The sequence below is a fragment of the Dyadobacter soli genome, assembly GCF_900101885.1.
GTDB classification, from domain to species: domain Bacteria; phylum Bacteroidota; class Bacteroidia; order Cytophagales; family Spirosomataceae; genus Dyadobacter; species Dyadobacter soli.
The window spans coordinates 266,483-292,017 of sequence record NZ_FNAN01000001.1 but is presented as its reverse complement, the minus strand read 5'-3'; the positions used below and the strand labels follow the sequence as shown (position 1 = coordinate 292,017).

The window sequence follows — 25,535 nt, the reverse complement described above, 5'->3', positions numbered from 1 at the left end:
AAGCTGTCATTCGATCGTCAGTTTCGGCGCACCGCTCACTTTAACGGCAGTTTTTGGCATGTTTTCGAGCCGGATATTCTTGCCCAGCACGCCCTCTTCCAGCTTCAAACCGGAGATGTCTACACCCGAGCAACCGTTGAACCAGAACATATTATGATTAGCCGACTGCGGTTGAAGCTCATTCGTGCGGATAATCTGATTGTTACTAAACACCAAACCCTGCGTGCTCTTGGCGTACAACACGGGGTAGTCAAATGTTTTGAAAGTATTGCCTTCGATGCGGATGTTGAAATGCACCGGCTTTTTGATATCGACGACCTTATTGGACGGATTGATGGCGATAACCGCATTGTTCGGCCCGCCCTGGTAAGCGCAATCCACAAACTCGTTGTTACGGATTGTCACGTCGCGTACCGGCCCCGATTCGTACCAGCCTTCCGCATCCGCCTCGATGAGCACGGCGCTCATACCCGTGCGGAAAAACGTATTGTTTTCGATGACAGCCTTGCGCGGGGTCGTGAGCAGCACGCCGCGGGTATTGGTACGCGTAAAATGATTGCCGCGAATGAGTACCTCCGGTGTCCAGGTCATGTTTTCGACGCAATCGTGCGCTTCGAGCGCTGCGGGAACCGATTTTTCAAAGGTCAACAGCAACTCGCGGTCATTCAGGCGGCTTACCGTTTTTACTACCCCATTCGTGAAGCGTTCCATGGTAGCCGAATGCAGGAATGCGACGGTATCGCGCGGAAAAAATGCATTGAAACCATAGCTCTGGCCATGCATAAACCTTACTTTCAACGCATTGGTCCCCTCTTTGCCCACGATGCGGAGGTTAGTCCCGTGGATATTGATCGGATCGTCGTGCGCGCCGGAGAACCGGCAATCTTCGACGGTAACCTTTCCCCGGCAGCCCGAAAAGTGCATAAAATCGGCAGACGAGGCGATAATACGGCCGGTTTCTGGTCGCGGCGCACAAGTGACGCGGCGCATGGTGATGTTTTCGGAATACTGGCTCACAATGCCCAGGCCGTGCATGTAATGCATGCCTACGTCCTCGAGGGTCACGTTTTTGGACTCGCGGATATGCATGCCTACCTGGTCGCGGATAATGTCGCGGACGGTGAGGATATTGCCTGGCTTGGGTGTGACATTGGTTTTAAAGCGCACGCGGCCGGGGCGGATTTCGGTCGCCTGCGCGTTGGCGTAAGGCTTCCAGTCGCTGTAACGCATGGTTTTCAAGGTAGTGTCGAACTCCACGGCGTGGTAATGCGTCGTTTTCCAGCCTTCTCCAAACCATTCGAGCCTGCCGTCGCGGATCGCGTACCGGGCGTCGCGCTGAATGTCCAGCTCTACCTCCCCGTTCGATACATCCGCATACCGCATTTCCGACATCGTGGGCCGCTCGAAATCGACGCGGATGTTTTGCAGTTTCACATTTTCGCAATGTTCCAGCACGATCGTCGACATTTTGCCGTGAAAAACAAACAATGCGCCGTTCCCGTCGATCGTCAGGTTTTTGGCGTTACGGAAAAGCATTCCGATGGTGCGGATTTTAAGCGAATCCTCTTTTTCCGTGGAAGTATTGGAAATAAAATACTGTTCTCGAATGGCGCCGTCGGGCCAGAAATCGTAACGGCCCTTCTCGAACGTCAGGCTTGTCTTACCCGTGCGGATCGCCTCGTCGATCACTTTCTGAATGCGTGCGGTGGCATTTTCGTAGGTGTCCGGGCGGATGCCGGCGTTGGCTACGGAAATGGTTTGGGCGTAGGAAGGGTGAAGCAGTAGCAGGAATCCGGCGAGAATTGGCAAGTAAAAACGGTGCAGCACGGGCATGGGTCAGGGATTGTGATCAATGCCGCAAATTAGGTCAAAATCGGGATAGTTGGTCTATTGTTTCGCCTGTTGGCTTTTTGTCTGGTGCGGTGCGGTCGGAGACCGCGGGGCGCTCGGACGTAGTCTGAGACTACGCCCAACTTTTTTGGGACTGCGCCCAACTTTTCTGGCGCTTTTTGTGGGTTATTCGATTTTGCGGGGAATCGTAATCGCGTAGCGATGTAATATTGGTAGGACTTAAACCGAATGATGTATTCAGAGAATGCCGTCAGGCATGTAACAACCGCGCATTGCTTGATATGCCTGACGGGATTTCTCTCCTATCATTAAAAGGGCTGCACTTAATAACTATGCGGCAAATACGTATTCACCACCCTGCCGTCCGCATACATTTCAAGCATGGCGAAACCCGGCGGCGTTTCCTGGTAATAGTTCGGCGCGACGGATTCGGCATCGCCTTTGCCCCACCAGAAGCCGCTCATGGCACCGTTGCAGCAATATTGAACACCATTGTATTCGGTGTGGTCCTGCAAATGCTGGTGTCCGCTGAGGCAGATACGTACCTTGTCGCGGTGCTTGTAGAACAGGTTTTTCAGCTTTTTGTAATCCGAATGCCCTCCCCCGCCTGCGAGCATAGGCGTGGCGCCCAGGATCGGGTAATGCGACATCAGGAGCACAAATGTACCCGGCGCGAGCTTCGCCAGATCGGCTTCCAGCCATTGGTACTGCTCCTCGTCCAGTGAAACATGCTCGTTGTTGCCGTCGAGGATCACGAAATGCCAGTTCTTTTTGGTAAAACTATAATAGCGGCCCGGCGTTTTGAGGCGTTTCACGACGTAATTCTTGCCGTACATCTCATCCTCCTTCGAAGGCGCCGCCCACCAGGGATCGTGGTTGCCGATGCAGCTGTGGATCTCGTAATCTTTCAGGCCTGCCGTGCATTCGTCCCAGAGCTTCCAGTAGCCCAGCATTGTTTCGCGGGTAACATCCTTATAATCCGCGGCGTGAATGGAGTCGCCGCCGTTGAGAAAGAAATCGGGCTTTTGTTTCAGCACATCGGTGAGGCACCTTTTGAAACGGTTGGGCGCGTCGTCGCCTTCGCGGATATGCACGTCGGTAATGTGCGCGATTTTCAATACGGGCTTATCGGCAACAAGCCCGGCGTGGGTAGCCGGGCCTGTCAGCGAAGCAGCCGTGAGCAATCCGGTTTTCCGGATCCAGGAACGTCTGTTCATTGGTTTGATTTTAAATTAATTCCACCCAAAAACCTGCTTCAAACCAGGGTTCAGCAGCATTTCTTTCTGAGGGATAGGTCGGTAATAATATTTCGGATTTTCGAATTTACGGACGGCCGTTTCGGTCACCATCGTCCCTCCGGCGTTGCCGTTTTTGAGATACACAGTCACATCGTCGCCGATGGACCCTGCCCGATAGTAGATCAGGACTACCCCAAGGCTGTTTTTCTCCTTATCCTTCTCCGCCGGGATCGTTTTGGACTTGTCGATCAGGATAATGTCCTCCACGCCGTCGCCGGTAAGGTCGTATTTGCCGAGGCCAGGGAAATAGGCACCTTCCGGAATGGCGGTCAGCAAAGTACCCGCCTGCCAGCGCATTACGTCGTCGAAGCGCTGGTTTTCGAAGGCAAACTCCACGCGTCTCTCCCGGCGGATCTCGAAAATCACGCCACGGTTCGCGCCGGTCACATTCGGGTATTTCTGCGACATTACCGGGTCGGGGTTACCATTGGCCGCGGCGAGTTTCAGGTCAGGCATCAGGACACGTCCGCGCACCAGGTTTACGGTTTTGTCCAGGTCAGCCTGCGTAATCGTTCCCAATTCCGCCTTGGCTTCGGCCTGAATCAAAAGCACCTCGGCATAGCGGTACACCGGCACATCCATGCTGTTCAGGGTCACATTGTCGGTTGAATTCACATAACCTTTCAATTGATGATAACCCGTAAAATTCTTGTTCAGGCGCAGGATGTAAGGGGAAGGATCGCCTGCGCGCACCCAGCCCGGGTACACGAGCGTCTGCGCGAGACGGGGATCGCGGTTCTGGAATTCTTTCACAAAACCAAGCTGCTGGTAACCCTGTACATCCGTGAAACGCGAGCCGTCCTTCATCAGATACGTCTGCACGAGGTCACGCGATGGAGCCTGCTCGTAGTCGCCGAATACAAAACTGTTGATATTCTGGCTGCGGTCTTTGGTCTGGTCGAATGCATTGGACAGGATCATTTCCGGGTTGTTCGAGAGATCCTGGCTATTGAACAGCGCTGCATAATCGGCATTCGGTTTGCCGGTGTTGTGGACCGAGAATTTGTTCGAAGCCATGATTTCCGCCGAAACGGTCGCCGCTGTTTCCAGGAATTTATTGGCCGTCGCTTGCAGGTTCAGCTCGGGGTGGTATTTGCGGAAAGTACCCTCGTACAATGCCGTGCGGGCATATTGCGTCATCACGGCCCATTTGCCGGGCGTGCCGACGGATACCAGCGGTTTGCCGTCTTTGACGTTCGCTGCCGCAAAAGCCAGGTCGGCCATCACGCTGTCCATCACCATCGTCCGCGGGTCTTGTGTTTTATAAAGAGCCTCGTCACCAGGGTTCACGGTTTTGGAAAACCACGGCACATCCGAGAAACGCGCCACCTTATTCAGGTAAAACTGCGCACGATAGTAACGCGCAATGCCCGCATAATGCGCCTTTATATCGGCTGTCGCATTGGCTTTGTTATAGTTGTCGAGGAAATAATTGATATTCCGCAAACGGCCCCAATCCCAGCCTCCGGTGATGGTCTGCGAACTAGGCGATCCGGTCATGACCACCTTCATTTCCACAGCACCGGTAGTAGCGGCGTTATCCGTGCTCTGATCATTGAGGTAGGTGCCGTACATATCCGGCATGCTCAGCAGCCCGTTGACGTACAATGCGAGATCGCCCTCGGTATTGAAGAATGCTTCGGGAGAAATGGAAGTCTGGGGAAGCTTTTCGAGAAAATCTTCGTTGCAGGCGGTCACACCCGTCAGCAATGCCAGTAACAATATGTGCTTTTTCATTTTAAGCGAATGGGTTAGAATCAAAACTCGACATTGACACCGAACGCAAACTTCCGCTGGAAAGGATACTGAAACCCTTTCGAACTCACCAGCGCGTCGGTAGTGGTTACCACCTCGGGATCGAAGTACTTTTTGAGTTGTGAGAACTCAAAAAGGTTCTCGCCGCTTGCATACACCCGCACCCGGCTGATCTTGTGCTTTTGCAGCAATGAAGAAGGCAGTGAATAGCCGATCGTTATGTTCTTAATGCGCAGGTAGGCCGCACTAAGCAGATATTTCGTTTGCGGGATATCGAGGCCCGAACCGAAATTATTATCTGCAAGCCACGATTGCAGCACGGGATATTTGGCGTTCGTATTCGCATCTGCCAGTCCGGCGGCGATGTACGACTGCGAATGCTTTGCCCGCTGCTGGTCCGAATCCGCCTGGCCGCGGTAGTAGTCGAGGTTCCAGGAGTACACGTTGGCATACGGCTGCTGGTAAGGCCCCCAGTACAGGTAGTGGCGGGGATAGAAATCGCCTTTCAAAACCCCTTGCAATACGGCGGAGAAATCGAACCCGTTCCAGTCGGCATTGAGGTTGAACCCGATGCGGTAACGCGGCGTACTGTTTCCGATCACGGAAAGATCCTTGGGGTCTTTTTTGGTCAGGCCTTGCGTAATGCGGCCGTCGCCGTCCAGGTCTTTGTATTTAGGCCAGCCAGGCACGATCGACAGCGCTCCCCACGGGATAATGTCCGTTTCGTCCAGTTTCGCGATTTCGTCCGCATTTTGGAACAAACCGTCGTTCGTAAGCCCCCAGATCTCTCCCAATTGCTGTCCCTTGCGGTATTTCGAGAAAAGCTCCTGGTCGTTTTTGAAGCGCGTAATCTGTGAGCGCGCGTCCGAAAGGATCAGTTTGGCATTCAGCGACAACGGCTTACCTCCTACATTATAGGAGTCGTTGTAATTGACGGTAAGCTCAATGCCTTTGGTGCGAAGGTCGGCCACGTTCTGGCTTGGCACGGATGTACCCAGTACGCCGGGCAGCTCTTCACCTTCGGTCAGCATCCCTTTTGTATCACGGATATAATAATCGAAACCGAAGGTAACGTGGTCTTTCAGCACGCCGAGGTCGGCACCGAAATTGAGCGTCGATACACGCTCCCAGGTGTAGTTTGCCGGGTCTACATACAAGGAAGGTGAAGCGGTAATAACAGTCTGCTTGCTACCGTCGATCAGATAGTTGGACAAACCGGCCGGCAGTGCCTGGCGGAAGCTGTAATAGCCCACATTCTGGTTGCCGAGGTCGCCATACGATGCGCGGAATTTAAGAGTAGGGAAAAATGGCATTGCCTCCTTCACGAACGACTCGGAACTGGCGATCCACGCCGCCGATACCGACGGGAAGAAGCCCCACCTGTTGGCTTTCGGAAAGCGGGAAGAGCCGTCGTAGCGGCCATTCGCTTCGACGATGTAGCGCTCTTTGAAGGTATAGTTGATCCGGCCGAAAAAGCTGCGCGTCGCATAGCTGGTGTCGGCCCCGTAAGCAAACGAATTGCCGCTCGTCAGGTTAATGTAAGGCAAAGAAGGGGAAATCAGGCCCACTTTTTGCGCCTTGGTCGTGGTGTAGCCATAACTCTCCTGGTTATAACCCGCGAGCAGGTTGATCCGGTGATTGCCCAATGTTTTGGTATAGTTGGCAAACAAATCCAGTACATTGTTGTTCAATGTCGCATTGGTCTCGTACACCCCGCCGGTTCCGCCTTCGGTACGGATGTCGTTCGGGCCGAAACCGATCCGGTAGTTGCGCACATCCTGTTTGGTATTCCATTGCTCCCGTTTGAAACTCGCCGAACCGGTCACCTGCAAGTCGCCATTTAACGCAGTCACGATTCCGCGGAAAATATCCTGGAAACCGAACATATCCTGCTTCCTGTTGCCCCCGTCCGTAAGTCTTGCAGCGAGGCGCCCCGCGCCGGTATTGGCCCAGGTACCATCCGGATTTACGGCAACCTGCGTTGGTTGCAGCGTATAAATGTCATTGATATCCGCCGTAGGCACCGCGCGCTCCGTACGATAAATTGACAGGTTATTATCCAGTTTCAGCCATTTCAAAGGCGAGAAATCCAGCCTGGCGCGCGACGAATAGCGGTTCCAGTAATCGTCCGTCAGCTTGTTCAAACCACCTTCTCGGTTGTAATCCGCGGAAATATAATAGCCTACCGTGCGCTCGTTGGCGGTTTTGGCGCTTCCGGTGAATGCGAGGCTGTGATTTTGGGAAAAACTTCTTTTGGTAAAAAAGTAATCGTACCAGTTGTTAGCGCCCATGTAGGCCCATTTCGTAGGGTCGGACGGGTCTATACGCGTGTCGGGCGTGGATGGATTGTCCGAACGCTCCCTGGCCCAGGCGTAATACTCGTCGGAATAGTTGACGTAATCCCAGGGCGTGTTATCGGTAGAGGTTTCCAGCACCCGTGAGAAAATGTAGGGATCGGTTACCGGCTTCGGAAGCACCGTAGGCTGGCCCCAGGAGAAGAAATTATTATAGGTAATAGATTGCTTTCCTCTCCCTCCTTGCTTGGTGGTGATCAATACCACGCCGAATGCGGCCCGTGCGCCGTAGATGGCCGCGGAAGCCGCGTCGCGCAATACGGAAAAGGTAGCAATGTCGGACGGGTTCAAACGGAGCAGGTCCTGGCTGCTGGCCGCGGCGATACCGTCTATCACAAACAGCGGCTCGCCGCCGTTGATGGATGTAAATCCGCGAATGTTAAAGTTAGGCACGGTCCCGGGCGCACCGCTCTGGTAGGTAATGTTCAGGCCCGGGCTAACGCCCTGCAAGCCCTGCATCACGTTGGCCACCGGGCGCGCCTCGAACTGCTTACCCGAAATCTGGTCCACGGCACCCGTGATATTTACCTTTTTCTCCACCCCGTAGCCGATCACGACCACCTCTTCGAGGTTCCCAAGGTCGGCCTGCAGGGTCACGAACACCTCGCTCCGGCCCTTAATCAGTTCTTCCTGTGTTTTATAGCCAATGTAGGAGAACACCAGGATGTCGGTGCCGGAAACGCCGTCGAGGCTGTACTTTCCGTTCTGGTCGGTGATGGTCCCTTTCTGGGTGCCTTTGATCACCACGTTCACGCCCGGCAACAGGTCTTTACCGTCGGTGACGGTTCCGGCAACTTTGCCGTTCCCGGCACTGAGCGTCACTTGTGCAAGCGCGGGCGCCACGCAGCCGAGCGCAAAAATCACAACCGTCAGCAGGCTTCGCAGCAGCCTTGCGTAGTAAGGTCTGGGTACACTTTTCATCATAAGTAAAAGTTAAAGGTTAGCCACTTTTGGGGCATTTTTGGAATGCAAATGTCCTAATCAAAAGTTACGCTAATATTAAAAAATAGTTATCTGATTGTGATTATAAATTGAATGAATGTTCAATTAATTTTTGAACAAATAACAAACTTCCGGTTTCCGTAAAAAACCGTATATTGCCGATACGTTACACTCCGAACCGACAATGGGAAGAAAGAGCTTAAAAGAAGCCCGTAAAAAGGAAATCATTAAAGTGTTTTACAGCCTGGCCAAAAAGCATGGCCTCGAAAATACCTCCATTGCCAAGATCGCGGCGAAGATGGAGATCAACCCCAGCCTTATAATCCATTATTTCCAGACGCGTGAAGACCTGGTGTACGGGCTGGTGGATTACATTCTCGACAAGTACAAGCTCATATATAAGGTAAGCCCCGCCCATGCGAAGGATTCGAGGAAGGCGCTGCTAGAAATCATCGGCAACATTTTCTCCAAAAAATGGAATGCGCTCTTCGACGACGGGCTCTTCTACGGCTGCTATGCCATGGCTTTCCACGACGCCAAGGTGCGCGACCTGTATAAAAAACTGCTGGATTCGCTCCGGGAAATGCTGATCGGGCATATCGAACAATGCCGTGTGGATGGGGTGCTGGATGTGGAGGACGTGGAAACTGTGGCGGACAACATCTTCGTGCTCATCGACGGCGCCTATTTTTACCTCAGCCTCGTAACCGACAAGGAAGAATACGAGCAGCGGCTGAGCAAATACCGCCAGCAGGCATTATCAATCCTGCATTTAAAGGAACTTTCAGAGGTTGCCGGATGATTTCCGCACCAGCCTGCGGACCACCGCCCCTATCCCGATCATGAGCCAGATCACGTTGACGGCTACGTTGGGCTTGTCGCCGTATTCGAGGGAGTAGACGATGAGCGTGCCTGCGCCCACCATATTCAGGATGTGGAACGGGTAGCCGTTCGGTTTGAGTATGCCTATTGTCAGCAGCAGGTACGCCAGCACGTACGCGACCACGCCGAGCCAGCCCAAAGTTTCCAGTATTAGTGCGGTATTCATATTCCAATTTTTACGCTGCAATATTAATCCGGTGCGCCTTGACGGCCAAATCATGCCCCAGACGTCAAACCAGCCATTATTCGTTATTTTTAAAGATTAACCAAATAAAATCACCCAAATTCACAGATTTGCGGAATTTCGGGGATAAATAAGTTAATATCGGTAAAAAAGACGCTAATTCACATCAAGTTTTTGGTTTTCCGACCTGCTAATTTTACAAATAGATAATTTTCTAAACCGACTGGCCGAAAGGCACATTACCCCAACTGCCTGTACACCAGCCAGCCAGGATTTTATTGCCTTTACATTCATCGAAGACGCTATGAAGATCCCTAACCCAAGCCTGTTCAAAAAGTTTTACCTGCACACTGTCAGCGCATTATGCCTGACTATGCCGCTCATGGCGCAGAAATCGCTTCCCGCTTACCAGCCCAATCCGACCGAACTTTCGGCTTCGTATAAGCGGATGGCTTTAATGGATTCGCTCACCAAAGGAAGCGTACTGAAAGCGCAGGTGCAACCGAACTGGCTGGCCGACGGGCTATCTTTCTGGTATAGAAATGTATTAAAGGATAGTTTGACTGAATATCTGGTAGTAAAACCCGGTGAAAACAAACGGACGCCTGCATTCGACCAGGCGAAAGTGGCCTCCGCACTTTCCAAAGCTTACGATTCGACATTCTCGGCCGCAAGGCTTTGGATCACCGATATTCATTTTGAACCTGAAAAACACAGCATTATCCTGCAAAGCAAAGGGAAATGGTTTTCGTACGATACCGAAGCCGGTACGGCAGAGAAAATCGATAAACCGAATTTACCGAAAGCCAAAGAAACCGGCTGGACGAAGCAGCTCAGCCGCTGGGGCCGTTTCCGTGCCGACAGCATTTCGCCGGATAAGCAAACCAAGGCATTTGTACGTAACGGCAATATTTATCTGGGTAAAAAAGAAGATAAAACCGGTAAGCAGCTCACTTACGACGGCAACCCGCTGCTACCCTACGGCGAGTTGAGCTGGTCGCCCGATGGGCGCTACCTGGTGTGCTACCGGATCGATCGGCGTGAGGAACGGCAGGTGAGCATTATCTTCTCCTCGTTGCCCAACACGACCCGCGGCGAGGTGAAAACACGCGGTTACGCGCAGCCGGGCGATGAATTTACGAGTTATGAAATGCACGTGATCGATGTGCAGAGCGGAAAATCGGTAAAAGTACAGTCGGAGGTGATCGACTTCTTCAATGCGCCCGTGATCCGCTGGCGCGCGGGCGATGCCACGCATTTCACTTACGAGAAAGTAGACCGCGGCCATCAGCGTTTCAGGGTAATCGAAGTGGACGCGACCAGCGGCGCCACGAAGCACATTATCGACGAAAAGACCGATACATTCATTTACCAGAACATGATTTACACGCATTACCTGCCTGAAAATCATGAAATTATCTGGGTATCGGAAAAAGACGGCTGGCGGCATATTTACCTGGTCGACGAGCAAACCGGCCAGATCAAAAACCAGGTTACCAAAGGCGAATGGGTGGTGCGCGACATCGACAGCATCGATACCCAGAAACGTGAAGTGTGGTTTAAAGCCAGCGGTATGAATGCGAATGAAGACCCCTATCACATTCATTATTACCGCATTAAGTTCGACGGGACCGGCCTGGTAAAACTGACCGACCATGCCAAAGCGACGCACCAGCTCACATTTTCGCCCGACCGCACGTACTACATCGATACCTACTCCACCATGACCAGCGCGCCGGTTTCGGAACTCCGCAAAACCGCCGACGCCTCGCTCTTAATGAAGCTGGAAACAGCCGACATTTCACAATACCTCGCATTAGGTTTCAAATTACCCGAAATTTTCAAAGCCAAAGGCCGCGACGGCCAAACCGACATCTGGGGCATCGTGTACCGCCCGAGCCACTTCGACCCAAAAAAGAAATACCCGATCATCGAAAATATTTACGCCGGTCCGCAGGATTCGTTTGTACAGAAGGCATTCAGGCATTACGGCGAAATGCAAAGCATGGCCGAGCTGGGTTTTATAGTAGTGCAAATGGATGGCATGGGCACCTACAACCGCTCCAAGGCATTCCACGACGTGTGCTGGCAGAACCTGGCCGACGCCGGTTTCCCCGACCGCATTGCTTGGATGAAGGCATTGGCTGAAAAATATCCCCAGGTGGATTCGACGCGCGTAGGCGTGTACGGGACCTCCGCCGGCGGGCAGAACTCGCTGGGGGCATTGCTCTTCCACCCGGGCTTTTACGATGCGGCGGTTTCGGCATGCGGCTGCCACGACAACCGCGTCGATAAGCAATGGTGGAACGAGCAATGGATGGGCTACCCGGTAGGCAAGCATTACGACGAGCAATCGAACGTGACCAACGCCGCCAAATTGCAGGGCGATTTGCTCCTGATCGTCGGCGAAGTGGATACCAACGTACCGCCCGAAAGCACCTACCGCGTTGCCGACGCATTGATCAAGGCCAACAAGGAGTTCGACCTGCTGGTGATCCCCGGCATGGGCCACAGCGACGGCGGCTTGTACGGGCGCCGCAAGAAGAGGGACTTTTTTGTACAGAAATTACTAGGTGTAAATCCTCCGAAAAGAAACAAAGTGGCTGCGGTACAGCAGGCGGCGCTGGGGAGGTAGTTTTAGAGTTTAGAGATTAGAGTTTGGAGTTTGGAGATTAGAGATTAGAGATTAGAGTTCAGAGTTCAGAGTTTAAAATCTTAATATTCAGTAAATCCTCTGCCCCGGTCTTTAGACCGGGGATTTAGATCAAAAGATCAAAAAGATCAAGATCAAAAGATCAGAAAGATCAAGATCAACAGATCAGAAAAGATCAACAGATCAGAAAAGATCAACAGATCAAAAAAGATCAAAGGGACTAAGAATAGTGCAGTGAGCAAAATTTTGCTTGACAGGAATTGCTATGTCAATATTTTTTTAAAAACACTGAAAATTCAGCTCGAAAAGGGCACTCAATGCTACGCTAACCCAGATACCATGAAAAAAGCATTACTACTGATTTTCACAATCCTACTGATGCATGGCTGCGCTCAGAAGCAACGACCGGCACAGCTGTCAGCTACTTCGACCCAAACTAAGAGCGACGCCCGCCGGATCGAGCTGCTTTTCCTCGGCCACGACAGCCGCCACCATTTCTCGGAAAAGTACTTCCCGATGCTCTCGCTGCCGCTGTTCCAGAAGGGCATTAACCTCACCTATACCTCCGACCCAAACGCATTGAATACCGAAAACCTCGCGCATTACGACGGTGTGGTGATTTATGCCAACCATAACACCATTACCCCGGCGCAGGAGCATGCATTGAAAACCTTTGTGGAAAGTGGTCATGCGCTGATTCCGCTTCACGCGGCCTCGTTTTGCTTTCAGAATTCGGATTGGTACATCAAAGCCGTGGGCGGGCAGTTCAGTTCGCATAAGTACGGGACATTCACGGCACCGGTCGTGAAGGCTGATCATCCGGTGATGCAGGGCTGGAAAACTTTCGAAACCTGGGATGAAACTTATGTGCATTCGAAGCTGAACCCGGACATCGTCGTGTTGCAGGAGCGCGTCGAGGGCGACCATCACGAGCCGTGGACGTGGGTGCGCACGCAAGGCAAAGGCCGCGTGTTTTACACCGCTTACGGCCACGACGAGCGCACGTGGAAACAACCCGCATTTCAGGAACTGGTAGCCAACGGCATTATGTGGGCCGTCAGCGACGACGCTAAGGAGCGTTTGAAGAAATTCAATTTGACCAAACCGGCTTACACCGACGCCAATGTGCCGAACTACGAAAAGCGCGACCCGGCACCGAAATTCCAGCAGCCGCTATCTCCCGCCGAATCGCAGAAACTGACGCAGGTACCGGTCGATTTCGAGCTGAAACTCTTCGCCTCCGAGCCGGACATTGTGAAACCCATTGCCATGGCCTGGGATGAGCGCGGACGGCTATTTGTAGCTGAAACACAGGACTATCCCAACGAGGTCCGCGACCAGGACGGCATCGGAAAAGACCGTATTAAAATATGTGAAGACACCGACGGCGACGGTAAGGCCGATAAGTTTACCGTTTTCGCCGATAACCTGAACATTCCGACCAGTATTGTATTTGCAAATGGTGGCATTATCGTAGCGCAGGCCCCGCATTTCGTCTTTTTGAAGGATACCAACGGCGATGACAAGGCCGATGTCCGAGAGAATATCATTTCAGGCTGGGGCAAAAGCGATACCCACGCCGGGCCGTCGAATTTGAAATATGGGTTGGATAATAAGATCTGGGGCGTGCTGGGCTATGCCGGTTTCCGGGGAACGAATTCAGGTAAGCAGCTGAATTTCAGTCAGGGTATTTACCGGTTTGATCATGATGGGAAAAATTTGGAATACATCGGACGGACCTCGAATAACACCTGGGGACTGGGCTTTTCCGAGGATTTTGAAGTGTTTATCTCAACAGCGAACGGGAATTACAGCGGGCATTTCGCCATGCCGCTTGAATACGTGAAGCGCTCCGTAGCGGACGGGTCGGGCAATACCGTTTATAAACTCGATTCGCATTACGAAATGAATTACCTCACACCCGCATTGCGCCAGGTGGATTTTCATGGCGGATTTACGGCTGCCGCCGGGCATAACCTTTACACGGCCCGCAACTTCCCGAAATCATATTGGAATGCAACGGCGTTCGTCTGCGAACCTACCGGCCGACTGCTCTACCAGGCATTACTGAAACCAAAAGGTGCCGGCTTCAAAGAAAAAAACGGTTTCAACCTGCTCGCGAGCGCCGACGAATGGTTCTCGCCCGTACATGCGGAGGTGGGCCCGGACGGGGCCGTGTGGGTGGCAGATTGGTACAGTTTCATCATCCAGCACAACCCCACCCCGCGCGGATTTGAGAATGGAAAGGGCAATGCGTACATCAACCCATTGCGCGACAACCAGCACGGACGTATATACAGGGTCGTTTGGAAGAATGCGAAGCAAGCGCCCTATCCGAAACTCGACAAAAACGACGCGGCGAGCTTGGTAGCAGGTTTGAAAAACGACAATATGTTCTGGCGCACCACGGCGCAGCGGCTGATCGTAGAATCCAAGAACACTTCTGTCATTCCCGAACTGATTAAAATAGTGAATGACCAGTCGGTGGATGAAATCGGCTTGAACAGCCCCGCAGTGCATGCATTATGGACGCTGGATGGCCTGAATGCATTCACCGGCCCGAACGAAGAAGCTTATCATACCCTCGTACGTGCTATGCGCCACCCGGCCGCGGGCGTGCGTAAGACAGCCGTAAAACTGCTCCCACGCAATGATAAGACACTTTCCGCATTGAAATGGACCAACTCGTTGCATGACCCGGATTTGAAAGTAAGGCTGGCGACCGTCCACGCATTGACTGATTTACCCGCATCCGAAGAAATCGGGCGAATGCTTTACCTGGCCGGTCAGGATTCGCAGAATGCGGCCGACGAGTACCTCGCGCAGGCTATTTTTTCAGGGGTTATTAAACATGAAAGCGGTTTTAAAGCAGCGGCGGCCAAGCTGAAAGACTCGACATTGACGGCACGTATCGAGCGTGGACTGATCGAGGAGACTTATATGCTCAATCTCTGGTCGCCGCCGATTTACCCACCGGTCATTTCACATAAAGAATTGAAAATCAAAGCCATTATTACCAAAGCACAAGAAGAGCTCTCAGGCGTGGTGGTATCGCAGGGCAACCGGCAAAACGGGTACAGCCTGTATATGCAGGACGGTAAATTGCATTGGCTGGTGCGGCAGGAAGGTAAATCTTATCAAATCACATCCACCAAAAAACTCCCCGACGAACGCTTCAATGCCTACGCCACCCTTTCGGACGGCGGCAAAATGACGCTTGCGATCGAGGACGAGACGCCGGTAACCGGCAATGCCGCAGGCCTTTTCCACCAGCCGTTCACGCCCGACGACATCCGCCTCGGCCGCGACCTCCGCGACGGCAACCAGGTAGGCGAATACGCCGACAATGCAAGGCTAAAAGGCTGGCTAGACATCAAAAGCACCCTGCACCTCAACCAGGCCTCCCCCAACCAGGCCTCCCCTAACCAGGCCTCCTATAACCAGGCCTTCCCTAACCAGGCCTTTCAAGGCCTGGCCGCACCGACACCCCTCAAGGGCAAAGGCACCCCCACCACCATCAAACTGAAAGTAATCGAACACGAAATGAAGTTCGACCAGAAAACTTTCACCGTAAAACCCGGCCAGAAAGTGACGATACAGTTTACAAACCCGGATTTCATGCAGCATAACCTGCTCATCGTCAAACCCGGAACATTGGAAAAAGTAGGCAATGCGGCCGACTTGCTGGCGCGGGAAGCGAATGCGATCGCGCTCAACTACGTACCCAAAATGCCCGAAGTACTGCATGCAACGGAGCTCGTGAGCCCCGAAGGCAACGCGACGCTGGTGTTCATCGCCCCCGACAAGCCCGGCGACTACCCGTTCCTGTGCACGGTACCCGGCCATTGGCGGATCATGAACGGTATTATGAAAGTGCAATGATCACCCTCAAATAAGTTTCACCATCTAACTCCAATTGTATGAAAAGACCATTATCCCGCCTGATCCGGGAACTGCACCGCTTTTGCCTTATCGCGGCCGCGGTAGCCTGTTTCCTGACCGAAAATGCCCTGGCGCTCGCCGCCGACCGACAGATTTCCGGCAAAGTGGTGTCCGCCGAGGACAAGAATCCGCTACCCGGCGTAACCATCATCGTGAAGGGGAAAAATACCGTTGGTACAGCCACAGATACCGAGGGGAAATTTAAACTGGAAGTACCGGAAGGCTCGACGCTGATTCTGAGCTACATCGGCTATGTGAGCCAGGAAGTGGCCGTGGGCAACCAGAGCGAGGTAAATGTGGAGCTGGCGCCCGACCAGAAACAGTTGCAGGAAGTGGTGGTGATCGGGTACGGAACGCAGAAAAAGGGCGACATTACCAGTTCCGTGGCGAGTATCAAACGCGAGGATTTCGTACAGGGAACCGTGCGCGACGCGGCGCAGCTCGTACAGGGAAAAGTGGCCGGCTTGCGCATTACCACGCCCAGCGGCTCCCCTACTTCAAATACGCAGATCAATTTGCGGGGGATCAATTCCATTGAGGGAACGGCTAACCCGCTGATCCTGATCGACGGTATTCCCGGCGGACTGAATACCGTGGCACCAGAAGATATCGAGTCGGTGGATGTGTTGAAGGATGGTTCGGCGGCGGCGATTTATGGCACAAGGGCTACCGGAGGGGTGATTTTGATTACCACACGGAAAAACCGGGGCACTTCGCGGTCGACGATCGAGTATTCCAATTATGTCAATATCCAGACGATCGCACGGCGTCCTGAACTGCTTACCGGCGACGATTACCGCCAGAAAATCAAGGAAGGCATCGATTACACCGACTACGGCGGCAATACCGACTGGCTTTCGGAGATCATGCAAAAGCCCGTCAGTCATAACCATAACCTCACTTTCTTCGGCGGAAACAGCACGACCAACCTCACCGGCTCCGTGAACTACCGCAACTGGGAAGGGATATTTTTGAGATCCGGACAGAACCGCTTCACCGGTCGCGCGGATTTGAACCATTCCATGTTCAACAACAAACTGAAAACCAATTTACAGCTCATCAACCGCATTACGCGCTCAAACGGCGCCGTTTCACCTGCCAATGACGACGCGGCTTATGGCTACGCCTACCGCCAGGCCATCATCCGCAACCCTACCGACCGCGTGATCGGCGATAACGGCAAATGGCAAGAGCGCGATGGTTATTTCTACGAAAACCCGGTATCGCTCCTGAACGAATCGAATTTCGAAAGTTCTTTCAAGGAAATGCGGATGGCCGGCAGCCTCGACTATGCGCCGATCGACGACCTGAACTTCAAATTATTGGTTTCCAATGTACAGAACAGCAACCTCGAAGGCGGCTCTACCACATTTAACCACACCAGTACGCGCCTGGGCAACCAGAATGCGACCGCTTTCCGGAATACCTATGCCAACAACGAGAATCTTTTGGAATTAACAGGAAATTATTCCAAAACCATCGGCAAACACCGTTTCTCCGTACTTGGCGGGTACAGCTGGCAGGATGCGACCTACGAAGCATTCGCTGCCAACAACTGGGATTTCCCGACCGATACTTACGACTGGAACAACCTCGGCGCGGGCGGTGCATTGCAGCGTGGCCAGGCCGGCATGAGCAGTACCAAAAACAAATGGCAGCTCGCAGGTTTCTTCGGCCGCTTGACTTACAGCCTGAACGACAAGTACTTATTCATGGCGAGCGTGCGCCGCGAGGGTTCTTCGCGGTTCGGGGTGAACAACCAGTGGGGTACATTCCCGGCGGCGTCCATCGGCTGGCGCATCAGCAAGGAGCGCTTCATGGGCGGCGTAGGCGCCAATTCGGATATTAAACTCCGCGCGGGTATAGGCGTAACGGGTACGATCGCGAACAACCCGTATATGTCGCAGATCAGCTATAATTTCGACCGTGGACAGGGTGCATTCATCGGCGGTAAGTGGGTGCCGGGCTTCGTGCCGGCGCGTAACTTCAACCCCGACCTGCGCTGGGAGAAGAAAGAGGAATACAATGCCGGTGTGGATTTCGGGTTTATGAAAAACCGCATTAACGGATCGATCGACTTTTACAGCCGCAAGGTGAAAGATTTGCTTTACAATTTCCCAGTGCCGGTTCCGCCTTATCTGACGGGCAGCATGTTCATCAATGCAGGGGTAATGCAGAACAAAGGCGTGGAAGTGTTACTGAACATTATGCCGATCCAAACCGGCGATTTTCAGTGGAACACCGGATTTACCTATTCTACCAACAGAAACAAGCTCGTGACCCTCTCCAACGACCAGTTCCAGGCGGCCAACGACTTCTTCGACGCGGGTTACACAGGTGAACCTATCCAGGTGAGCACCCACCGCGTGAAAGTAGGCGAGCCGATCGGCCGTTTCTTCGTATGGAAAAGCGTCGGTGTGGACGACAAAGGCGCCTGGCTGATCGAAAACAAGGACGGCGAGGTGATCCCGATCGCCGATGCGACGCCGGAAGACCGCCAGTATTATGGTAACGGTATTCCAAAACACATTGTGGGCTGGAACAACAACATCCGCTACAAGCAGTTCGACCTGGCTGTGAATATGCGCGGCGCATTTGGCTTCGACATTCTGAACTTCCAGAGCATGTTTTACAGCAACCCGCGTAACAAGGCTTACAATATGCTCAAAAACGCCTACGATCCTATCGACGGCAAGGTACTTAATACCGACCTCGTATATGTGTCGCACTACATCGAAAAGGGCGATTACTGGAAGATCGACAATGTCACATTCGGCTATACCCTGCCTGCGAACACGATCAAAGGCTTGAAAAACGCCCGCATTTTTGTGTCGGGCCTCAACTTGGCGACCATTACCGGCTACACCGGCATCGATCCGGAAGGCGTGACTTTCACCGGCTTCTCGCCCGGCAGCGATTACCGCGACAAGTACCCGACTACCCGGACATTCACAGCCGGCCTCAGCGTAACATTCTGATCCTCAATTTTTGAAACAATGAAAAATCAAAATATCAAATACGCCGTCCTGGCCGCATTGCTTGCCGGCGCCCCGCTCTACTCCTGCACCGACCTCAACGAGCAGGTGTATTCCGAAGTACTTGGAAGCAGCTACCAGCCTACCGAAAAAGACCTTCCGGCCATCGTGGCGCCTGTTTATTCATCGCTACGCTCGCTGATGCTCGGCTGGCAGGGCTATTTCGACTTGCAGGAAGAAGCCGCCGACGCGATCATCACGCCGGTCCGTCCGAATGGCTGGGACGATGGCGGTACCTACCGCCGGATGCACCAGCACACCTGGACAGCGCTCCAATGGCAGCCCGAAAACGCCTGGCGCCAGGCGTTTGCCAGCATTACCACCGTAAACCGCGTGCTTTCGCAGATCGAGGATGGCGACCTGCCCATTGCCAACGCCAAGGAAGCCACCATTGCCGAACTCCGCGCCGTACGTGCATTTGCCTATTACCTGTTGCTCGATAACCACGGCAATGTGCCCATTGTGACCGATTTCAAAGACGTTGCACTTCCCAAGCAAAGCACGCGCAAGGAGGTCTATAATTTTGTTGTCAAAGAATTGACGGAATCGCTGCCTAACCTGAGCGAGAATGCCGCCACTACGTACGGCCAGATGAACAAATGGGGCGCCAAGACGCTTCTGGCTAAAATTTACCTGAATGCACAGGTGTACACCGGCACGCCTGAATGGGCGAAGGCGATCCAGGAAGCCGACGATGTGATCAAAAGCGGCAAATATGTGCTGGATGCCAATTATTCGGATGTTTTTACCTGGACAAACTTCAATTCGAAGGAGATCATTTTCGCCATTCCTTATGACGAGATCTATGGTACCGGCAATCAGATCCACATGAAAACCCTCGACCCGCTGAGCCGCTCGGTGTACCCGATGAATGCCGGTCCCTGGGGCGGAAACTGCGCCGTACCGCAATTCATCGACACCTATGACGCTGCGGACACCCGCCTGGCGGACACCTGGATCATGGGCCCGCAGAAAAGTGCCGCCACCGGCGCCGTAGTAATTACTTACAACAAGGCCGTGCCGGGAATGGACCGGACGACCGTGCAGGACGGCTTCCGCATTGGTAAATACAAAATCAAACCCAATGCCACCGGCAGCCTCGACAACGACTTTCCGTTCCTGCGCTACGCGGACGTGCTCATGATCAAAGCCGAAGCATTACTGCGTACCGGCAAGGCGGCCGAAGCGGCGGAACTCGTTACCCAGGTGCGCCAGCGTGCATTTAAAGGTAACCCGGCCAAAGCGACGGTCACCGCGGCGGATCTTGCAAAAGGCAGTCGCTATAACTACGGCTACCAGGCTACCGACGGCAGCATTACCGAGCGCCAGGGAGGCGACGATATTCAGTTCGGCCGGCTGCTCGACGAGCTGGGCTGGGAATTCGCTGCCGAAGCGCACCGCCGCCAGGATTTGATCCGTTTCGGTGTTTACGAGACTAAAAAGTGGTTCAACCACCGTCCTGCCTCTGCCCAGCGCGCGCTCTTCCCGATCCCGCAAAACGAAATCGACAAAAACCCCAATCTGGATCAAAACCCGGGGTACTAATACATTTATTAATTTGGGTTAGGTAGTTCCTATTTGCTCACCGGACGAAGTATATTTGTTTCGGTGGGCAAATTTTTTGTTGTATTCCAAAACCATTTTTATTCCCATGCTTTCAAAATCAACATACTTAAACCGGAGACTGACACTCAAAACCAAACTCGGCGGCGGCCTGCTGCTTTTTCTCGGAAATGAGGAAAGCGGCATGAACTACCGCGATAACGTATATTCGTTCCGTCAGGACAGCACGTTTCTCTACTACTTCGGCATTGACCAGGCATCGCTTACCGCCGTCATCGATCTCGATAACGACCAGGAAATCCTTTTCGGCGACGAGCTCACGATCGACGACATTGTCTGGACCGGCCCGAAAGAAGCCATTTCCGAAAAGGCTGCGAAAGTAGGCGTTACCGAAGTGAAACCAGCCTCGGCGCTCGGCAGTTTGCTGAAAGACGCATTGTCAAAAGGGCAAACCGTTCATTTCCTGCCACCCTACCGCGGCGAGCATTATTTGAAATTGCAGGAATGGCTGCACATCAATCCCGCGGAAGCAACGCAAAAAGCTTCCGTAAGCTTCATTAAGGCGGTCGTTTCGATGCGGTCTTACAAAACGGAGGAAGAGGTAGCCGAAATTGAAAAGGCCGTCGACACTTCGGTAGATATGCATTTGTCCTTCATGCGTGAGACACGCGCTGGCATGACCGAGAAGGAAATCGCCGGCAAGCTCCAAAGCATTGCCATCGGTCAGGGTGGCGACATTTCGTACCCTATCATATTGACCGTCAATGGCGAAATCCTTCACACCCACGCCCGCGACCTCGCTATCCGCGACGGCCAGATGGCCCTTTGCGACGCCGGCGCCGAAACCGCCATGCATTACTGCGGGGATCTGACGCGTACCATCCCGGTCGGTAACGCATTTACGACCATTCAGAAGGAAATGTACCAGATCGTCCTCGACGCGCAGGAAGCGGCCATTGCGGCCTGCAAACCGGGTATTTTATTCAAAGATGTCCACAAGCTCGCCTCGACCAAACTCGTGGAAGGCATGAAGCAAATGGGCGTCGTGAAAGGCGACGTAGCCGAAGCGATCGAGCACGACGTGCATACCCTGTTTTTCCAATGCGGCCTTGGCCACATGATGGGCCTCGACGTCCACGACATGGAAAACCTGGGCGAGCAATACGTAGGCTACACCGACGACCTCATCAAAGGCACCGCATTCGGCTGGAAATCCCTCCGCCTGGGCCGCGCCCTCGAACCCGGCTTCGTCCTTACCGTCGAACCCGGCCTCTACCTCATCCCGACCCTCATCGACCGCTGGAAAGCCGAAAACAAACTCGCGCAGTTTATCAACTACGAAAAGCTCGAACTATTCCGCGATTTCACCGGCATTCGCATTGAAGACAACCTTTTGATAACCGAAACTGGCAATAGGTTGCTCGGGAAGGAACTGGTGAAAAGTGTGGCGGATGTGGAGGGGTTGAGGGGGTGAAATTTCGATATGTTTGCAGGTGAAATTCATAAACCTGCAAACATTGAAACAGCCGAAATATCGTTACACAACCGGGTTGAGTAGCCTCGTTTATAAATTTACGAGCATTGGGCCGAAGGGAAATGTTAAGAAAATCGTAATTTATTCACCGACGCAATCTCCGAGTATTTACAATTTGGCATTCGGAAATTATATCGAATGTGATGACGACTTAGACGACTTGACCGTGAGCGACAACGGTGACACACAAAAAGTGCTGGCCACAGTTGTCTCCACCCTTCAATTCTTCTTAAAAAAACATCCTAAGGCCTGGGTCTTTGCAAAAGGCAGCACAAAGTCCAGAACACGTCTTTACCGAATGGGTATCTCGCGAAGTCTGGCGGCTATTCTGAAAAATTTTGTTATCTTAGGCTACGTTGAGATGGAAGGCTGGGAATCATTCGCCTTAAACAGGGATTATGAAAGTTTCATGATAACCCAAAAATAAAAAAATCAAACACTATGAAAAGTCGCAACAGCCTGACTGTCCCAAAGGTAACAGTAGATCCAAATTTGGATAATCTGCATAAAAGTAAAGTCGTTGTAGAAAAATTGAGAAGAACGAATGAGTTTATCTCAAAACATGGTCTTCCTAAAGAGTATTACCAAAGCCAGGGGCTTACTGCCCCGGATTCCAACGCCTAACTATCTCCTGGCCAAAACATCCCGAATTGCAGTCGACGCAACTTCATTTCTTGCTAATCACATCGTTTCTAGCCCGGATTCGCTGAACGGACGCATTCTCCGCCGGATTTCCGCGATTTCACCGGCATTAGCATTGAAGATAACCTTTTGATAACCGAAACTGGCAACAGGATACTCGGGAAGGAACTGGTGAAAAGTGTGGGGGATGTGGAGGGGTTGAGGGGGTAGAATTTCAATATCCCTTCGTGCCGTTCCATTTTTTTATTTCCGTTTGGTAACTGAGGGCCGTCAGTTATCCTGTTATTCTTGATATCAAATAATTGATCAAAATTTGGCGGATTTGAAGCGCTAAGATATCGGCAAGCTTTGTGTTCTTTTGCAAGCTAACTGACCCCTTCCAATCGATGAATCTGGACTCATACCCTTGCTTTGCAAATGAAACCCACTCGGTTTATGAGTTCGTAAGTCAGGGACAAAGGGGAGCCGTTAAAAAAATCGTCGAATACGCGTGGACCGGACTCGAGAACGTGTATAACCTGGGTTTCGGTGATTATGATGAGGTTTCTAATGAAATCAATGATTTGGTTGTAACCAACAATGGCGATTGTTTAAAAGTACTTGCAACTGTTGCCTGGACCGTTCGGGAATTTATGTTTTGGTACCCCGACAAACTGATCTTTGCAACAGGAAGCACGGGAGCGCGGACGAGACTCTATCGAATTGGGATCGTGAGCAATCTGAATGAGATTAAGGAATATTTTGTTATTTTTGGTAAAGGTGAATCTGACTTCTGGGAAGAATTTGAAACCGGAAAATATTACAGCAGCTTTTTGCTTGGGAGAAAGGAAAACAAAGACGAAATATGGAAACAGATAGAAAATCTAGACCTATAAAGGTCGGACAGATACCGGTCAAGGACATGAGCTATCTTGAAGGAAGAGTTTTGTTTCCTGAGAAGCTGAAAAAGGCGCAGGAAATACTGGCGCCTTTTTTCAGTGCGGAGAAGGTTGCCGCACAAACTCCCTCTGATCCCGATCTCAAATAACTACTTACCCTCATAAAACTTCCACCCCGTCTTAAAATCAGCCTTCAATGCCTGGTTCGTCAGGGTCGCACGGACCATTTCGATGGGCATGTTGTTCTCCTTCATGACGGCGTCGTGGAATTGTTTGAAAGTCATTTTGCCGCTGTCGACGAGCTCCTTTTTGAGGCTGAATAATTGCAGGCCGCCAATAAGATACGCTACCTGGTAGAGCGGGCTGTAATTGCCTTCGAATGACCTCCTTACCTCTCCCTCCGCATTCGCACGCTCGTGTCCGACGCGGTCGACAAGGAAGTCGATGCATTCCTGCGGCGTCCATTTGCCGAGATGGTAGTTCAGCGAGAAGATAATGCGTGCGCAGCGGTGCATACGCCAGAAAAGCATACCAATGCGTTCCTCTGGCGTTTTGGCGAAACCTTTGTCATACAAAAGCAGCTCCCAATACAATGCCCAGCCCTCGGTCCAGAACGGCGTGCGGAAATCGCTGCGGTACGATTTGTAGCGGCTGCTCATGTAGTATTGCAAATGATGGCCGGGTACCAACTCGTGGTGCACGGTGGAGCGGGAAAAATAAGGGTTATTGCCGCGCATACTCATCAGTTTGTCGTCGTGCGCCATGGTATTGGTCGGATAGGAAATGATAATGTCCCTGCCGCCGAGGAAAAACGGGTTTATGAGCTGCCTTTCCGGCGTCATCATCTGCATTCCCCATGTTTCGTCGGCTATTTCGGGGTAGTCGATGAGGTTGTTTTTGAGAATGAAGTCCTTTGCGTCGTTGTAGAGTTTCAGGATCAGTTCGGGCTGGGTACCTGCTGGGACATAGCTGTTTTTGACCTTTTCCTGTGCTTTTTTCCAATCATTACCAAAACCCATTTCGGCTGACGCTTTCAGTAACTCCTTGTCGCACCATGCGAATTCCTTGTTGGCCAGTTCGATCAGTTCGTCGGGTGTGTAGCTGATCATTTCAGTCCCCAGTTGTCGTATAAGTTCCTCACGGCCAATCGGCACGCCTTTGATGCCGCTGGCATCCTCCTTTTGCGTCGTGTTGAGCTTTCCTTTGCTGCGGATCAGTTTGGAATAGGCCACCAATGTACTGTCCAGCGTTTTATACGGCTTCGGCACCCACCACGTAAATAGCGGGTCGTAGCCGTTATAAAACTCAAATGTGCTTTTCAAGCGCGCTGCCAGTCCGCTTACCGCTTCCGCGCCCATACGCGACAGCGGCATATCGATCGATTCCAGCTTTTTGAAAGATTCCTCCGCCTTCTTTACCTCCTTCTGCAAATCATTCAGCTTTGCCGCAACTACCTGGCCATCAACAGTAGCCCCACGCCGGCGGCCTTTTTCCAGTTCGTAAATACCCGGGGCAAACGGAATGTACTTTTCAATCTGCGCGTACTCCTTATCCTCCTGGCTCAGCGTCAGCAAATCATCGTCGATGTTCCGTTTCAGCAAGAGGTAATCCACCTTACCGTAAATGCTCATCGCATTGAAATCCACTTTTGCCAGTTTGGCGAGGTAATCATTGCTAAGCTCACGGAGCCGTTTGCGTTGCTCCGGTGAGTTCAGGGCTGGAACATTGCGCTGTCCCCTCCCCTCGGAAGGCATTGGACCATAAAAGTAGTTTACCGCTCGAAAGTCCTGCCCATACTGTATCACCAGTCCGGCAACCTCGCTAGTTTGTTCATATAGGTTAAATTTCGACTTGGAGGGTTGTGCAGTCGCTGCGGATATTAAGAGCCAACAGAAAAGGAAAACAGCGCAATGCAAGCGCCCTACGTAATTATGCCTCATCGGATTCAGGATATTTATGGTTGGATTTTACCAAAAATAGTCCAAAATGCCTGTTGAAACCTATCGGGTTTTAATCAATAAT

At 52.3% G+C, this 25,535-nt stretch carries 16 protein-coding genes; 10 read left to right on the top strand and 6 right to left on the bottom strand.

What is annotated here, in order from left to right:
• Positions 1 to 6 precede the first annotated feature (6 nt).
• From BLQ88_RS01020 to BLQ88_RS01005, 4 genes are all read right to left on the bottom strand, one after another.
• Positions 7 to 1,833 (bottom strand): right-handed parallel beta-helix repeat-containing protein, encoded by a 1,827-nt coding sequence (locus tag BLQ88_RS01020; RefSeq protein ID WP_090145835.1) that lies wholly within the window; start codon positions 1,831 to 1,833, stop codon positions 7 to 9.
• A gap of 341 nt (positions 1,834 to 2,174) precedes the next feature.
• Positions 2,175 to 3,068, bottom strand: a complete 894-nt coding sequence (locus BLQ88_RS01015) for a metallophosphoesterase family protein (protein ID WP_090145833.1) — start codon at positions 3,066 to 3,068, stop codon at positions 2,175 to 2,177.
• A 15-nt stretch (positions 3,069 to 3,083) separates the two neighbouring features.
• Positions 3,084 to 4,886: a RagB/SusD family nutrient uptake outer membrane protein gene (locus BLQ88_RS01010; RefSeq protein ID WP_090145831.1), complete on the bottom strand. Its 1,803-nt coding sequence runs from the start codon at positions 4,884 to 4,886 to the stop codon at positions 3,084 to 3,086.
• A 20-nt stretch (positions 4,887 to 4,906) separates the two neighbouring features.
• On the bottom strand, positions 4,907 to 8,182 hold the full coding sequence (locus tag BLQ88_RS01005) for a SusC/RagA family TonB-linked outer membrane protein (RefSeq protein WP_090145829.1): 3,276 nt from the start codon (positions 8,180 to 8,182) through the stop codon (positions 4,907 to 4,909).
• Positions 8,183 to 8,384: 202 nt separating this feature from the next.
• Here BLQ88_RS01005 and BLQ88_RS01000 point away from each other — a divergent pair, with 202 nt between their 5' ends.
• Positions 8,385 to 9,002, top strand: a complete 618-nt coding sequence (locus BLQ88_RS01000; RefSeq protein WP_090145827.1) for a TetR family transcriptional regulator — start codon at positions 8,385 to 8,387, stop codon at positions 9,000 to 9,002.
• On the opposite strand, the gene BLQ88_RS00995 is transcribed toward BLQ88_RS01000, so the two are convergent.
• The gene (locus BLQ88_RS00995) at positions 8,985 to 9,248 is read right to left on the bottom strand and encodes a CBU_0592 family membrane protein (protein ID WP_143016769.1); all 264 of its coding nucleotides are present in this window, start codon (positions 9,246 to 9,248) and stop codon (positions 8,985 to 8,987) included. The genes BLQ88_RS01000 and BLQ88_RS00995 overlap by 18 nt on opposite strands.
• 322 nt (positions 9,249 to 9,570) lie before the next feature.
• Between BLQ88_RS00995 and BLQ88_RS00990 the strand changes: the two genes are divergently transcribed.
• The 9 genes from BLQ88_RS00990 (at position 9,571) to BLQ88_RS00955 (ending at position 23,662) form a co-directional block, all read left to right on the top strand.
• Positions 9,571 to 11,901 (top strand): S9 family peptidase, encoded by a 2,331-nt coding sequence (locus BLQ88_RS00990; protein ID WP_090145823.1) that lies wholly within the window; start codon positions 9,571 to 9,573, stop codon positions 11,899 to 11,901.
• A gap of 357 nt (positions 11,902 to 12,258) precedes the next feature.
• Positions 12,259 to 15,801, top strand: coding sequence for a PVC-type heme-binding CxxCH protein (locus tag BLQ88_RS00985; RefSeq protein WP_090146289.1), 3,543 nt, complete (start codon positions 12,259 to 12,261; stop codon positions 15,799 to 15,801).
• 38 nt (positions 15,802 to 15,839) lie between these two features.
• Complete coding sequence (locus tag BLQ88_RS00980) at positions 15,840 to 18,839, top strand: SusC/RagA family TonB-linked outer membrane protein (protein WP_090145821.1); 3,000 nt, start codon at positions 15,840 to 15,842, stop codon at positions 18,837 to 18,839.
• A gap of 18 nt (positions 18,840 to 18,857) precedes the next feature.
• Complete coding sequence (locus BLQ88_RS00975) at positions 18,858 to 20,441, top strand: RagB/SusD family nutrient uptake outer membrane protein (protein ID WP_090145819.1); 1,584 nt, start codon at positions 18,858 to 18,860, stop codon at positions 20,439 to 20,441.
• A gap of 106 nt (positions 20,442 to 20,547) precedes the next feature.
• Positions 20,548 to 21,933, top strand: coding sequence for an aminopeptidase P family protein (locus BLQ88_RS00970; protein ID WP_090146287.1), 1,386 nt, complete (start codon positions 20,548 to 20,550; stop codon positions 21,931 to 21,933).
• Positions 21,934 to 21,976: 43 nt separating this feature from the next.
• Positions 21,977 to 22,420, top strand: coding sequence for a DUF6934 family protein (locus BLQ88_RS00965; RefSeq protein ID WP_143016768.1), 444 nt, complete (start codon positions 21,977 to 21,979; stop codon positions 22,418 to 22,420).
• A 14-nt stretch (positions 22,421 to 22,434) separates the two neighbouring features.
• Positions 22,435 to 22,617, top strand: a complete 183-nt coding sequence (locus BLQ88_RS36335) for a hypothetical protein (RefSeq protein WP_143016767.1) — start codon at positions 22,435 to 22,437, stop codon at positions 22,615 to 22,617.
• Between the two features lie 404 nt (positions 22,618 to 23,021).
• A complete protein-coding gene (locus BLQ88_RS00960; RefSeq protein WP_090145816.1) occupies positions 23,022 to 23,510 on the top strand; it encodes a DUF6934 family protein in 489 nt (162 codons plus the stop codon).
• Positions 23,480 to 23,662 (top strand): hypothetical protein, encoded by a 183-nt coding sequence (locus BLQ88_RS00955; protein ID WP_090145815.1) that lies wholly within the window; start codon positions 23,480 to 23,482, stop codon positions 23,660 to 23,662. The genes BLQ88_RS00960 and BLQ88_RS00955 overlap by 31 nt, the downstream gene beginning before the upstream one ends.
• On the opposite strand, the gene BLQ88_RS00950 is transcribed toward BLQ88_RS00955, so the two are convergent.
• Positions 23,663 to 25,453, bottom strand: a complete 1,791-nt coding sequence (locus BLQ88_RS00950; protein ID WP_090145813.1) for a DUF885 family protein — start codon at positions 25,451 to 25,453, stop codon at positions 23,663 to 23,665.
• Between the last annotated feature and the right edge of the window lie 82 nt (positions 25,454 to 25,535).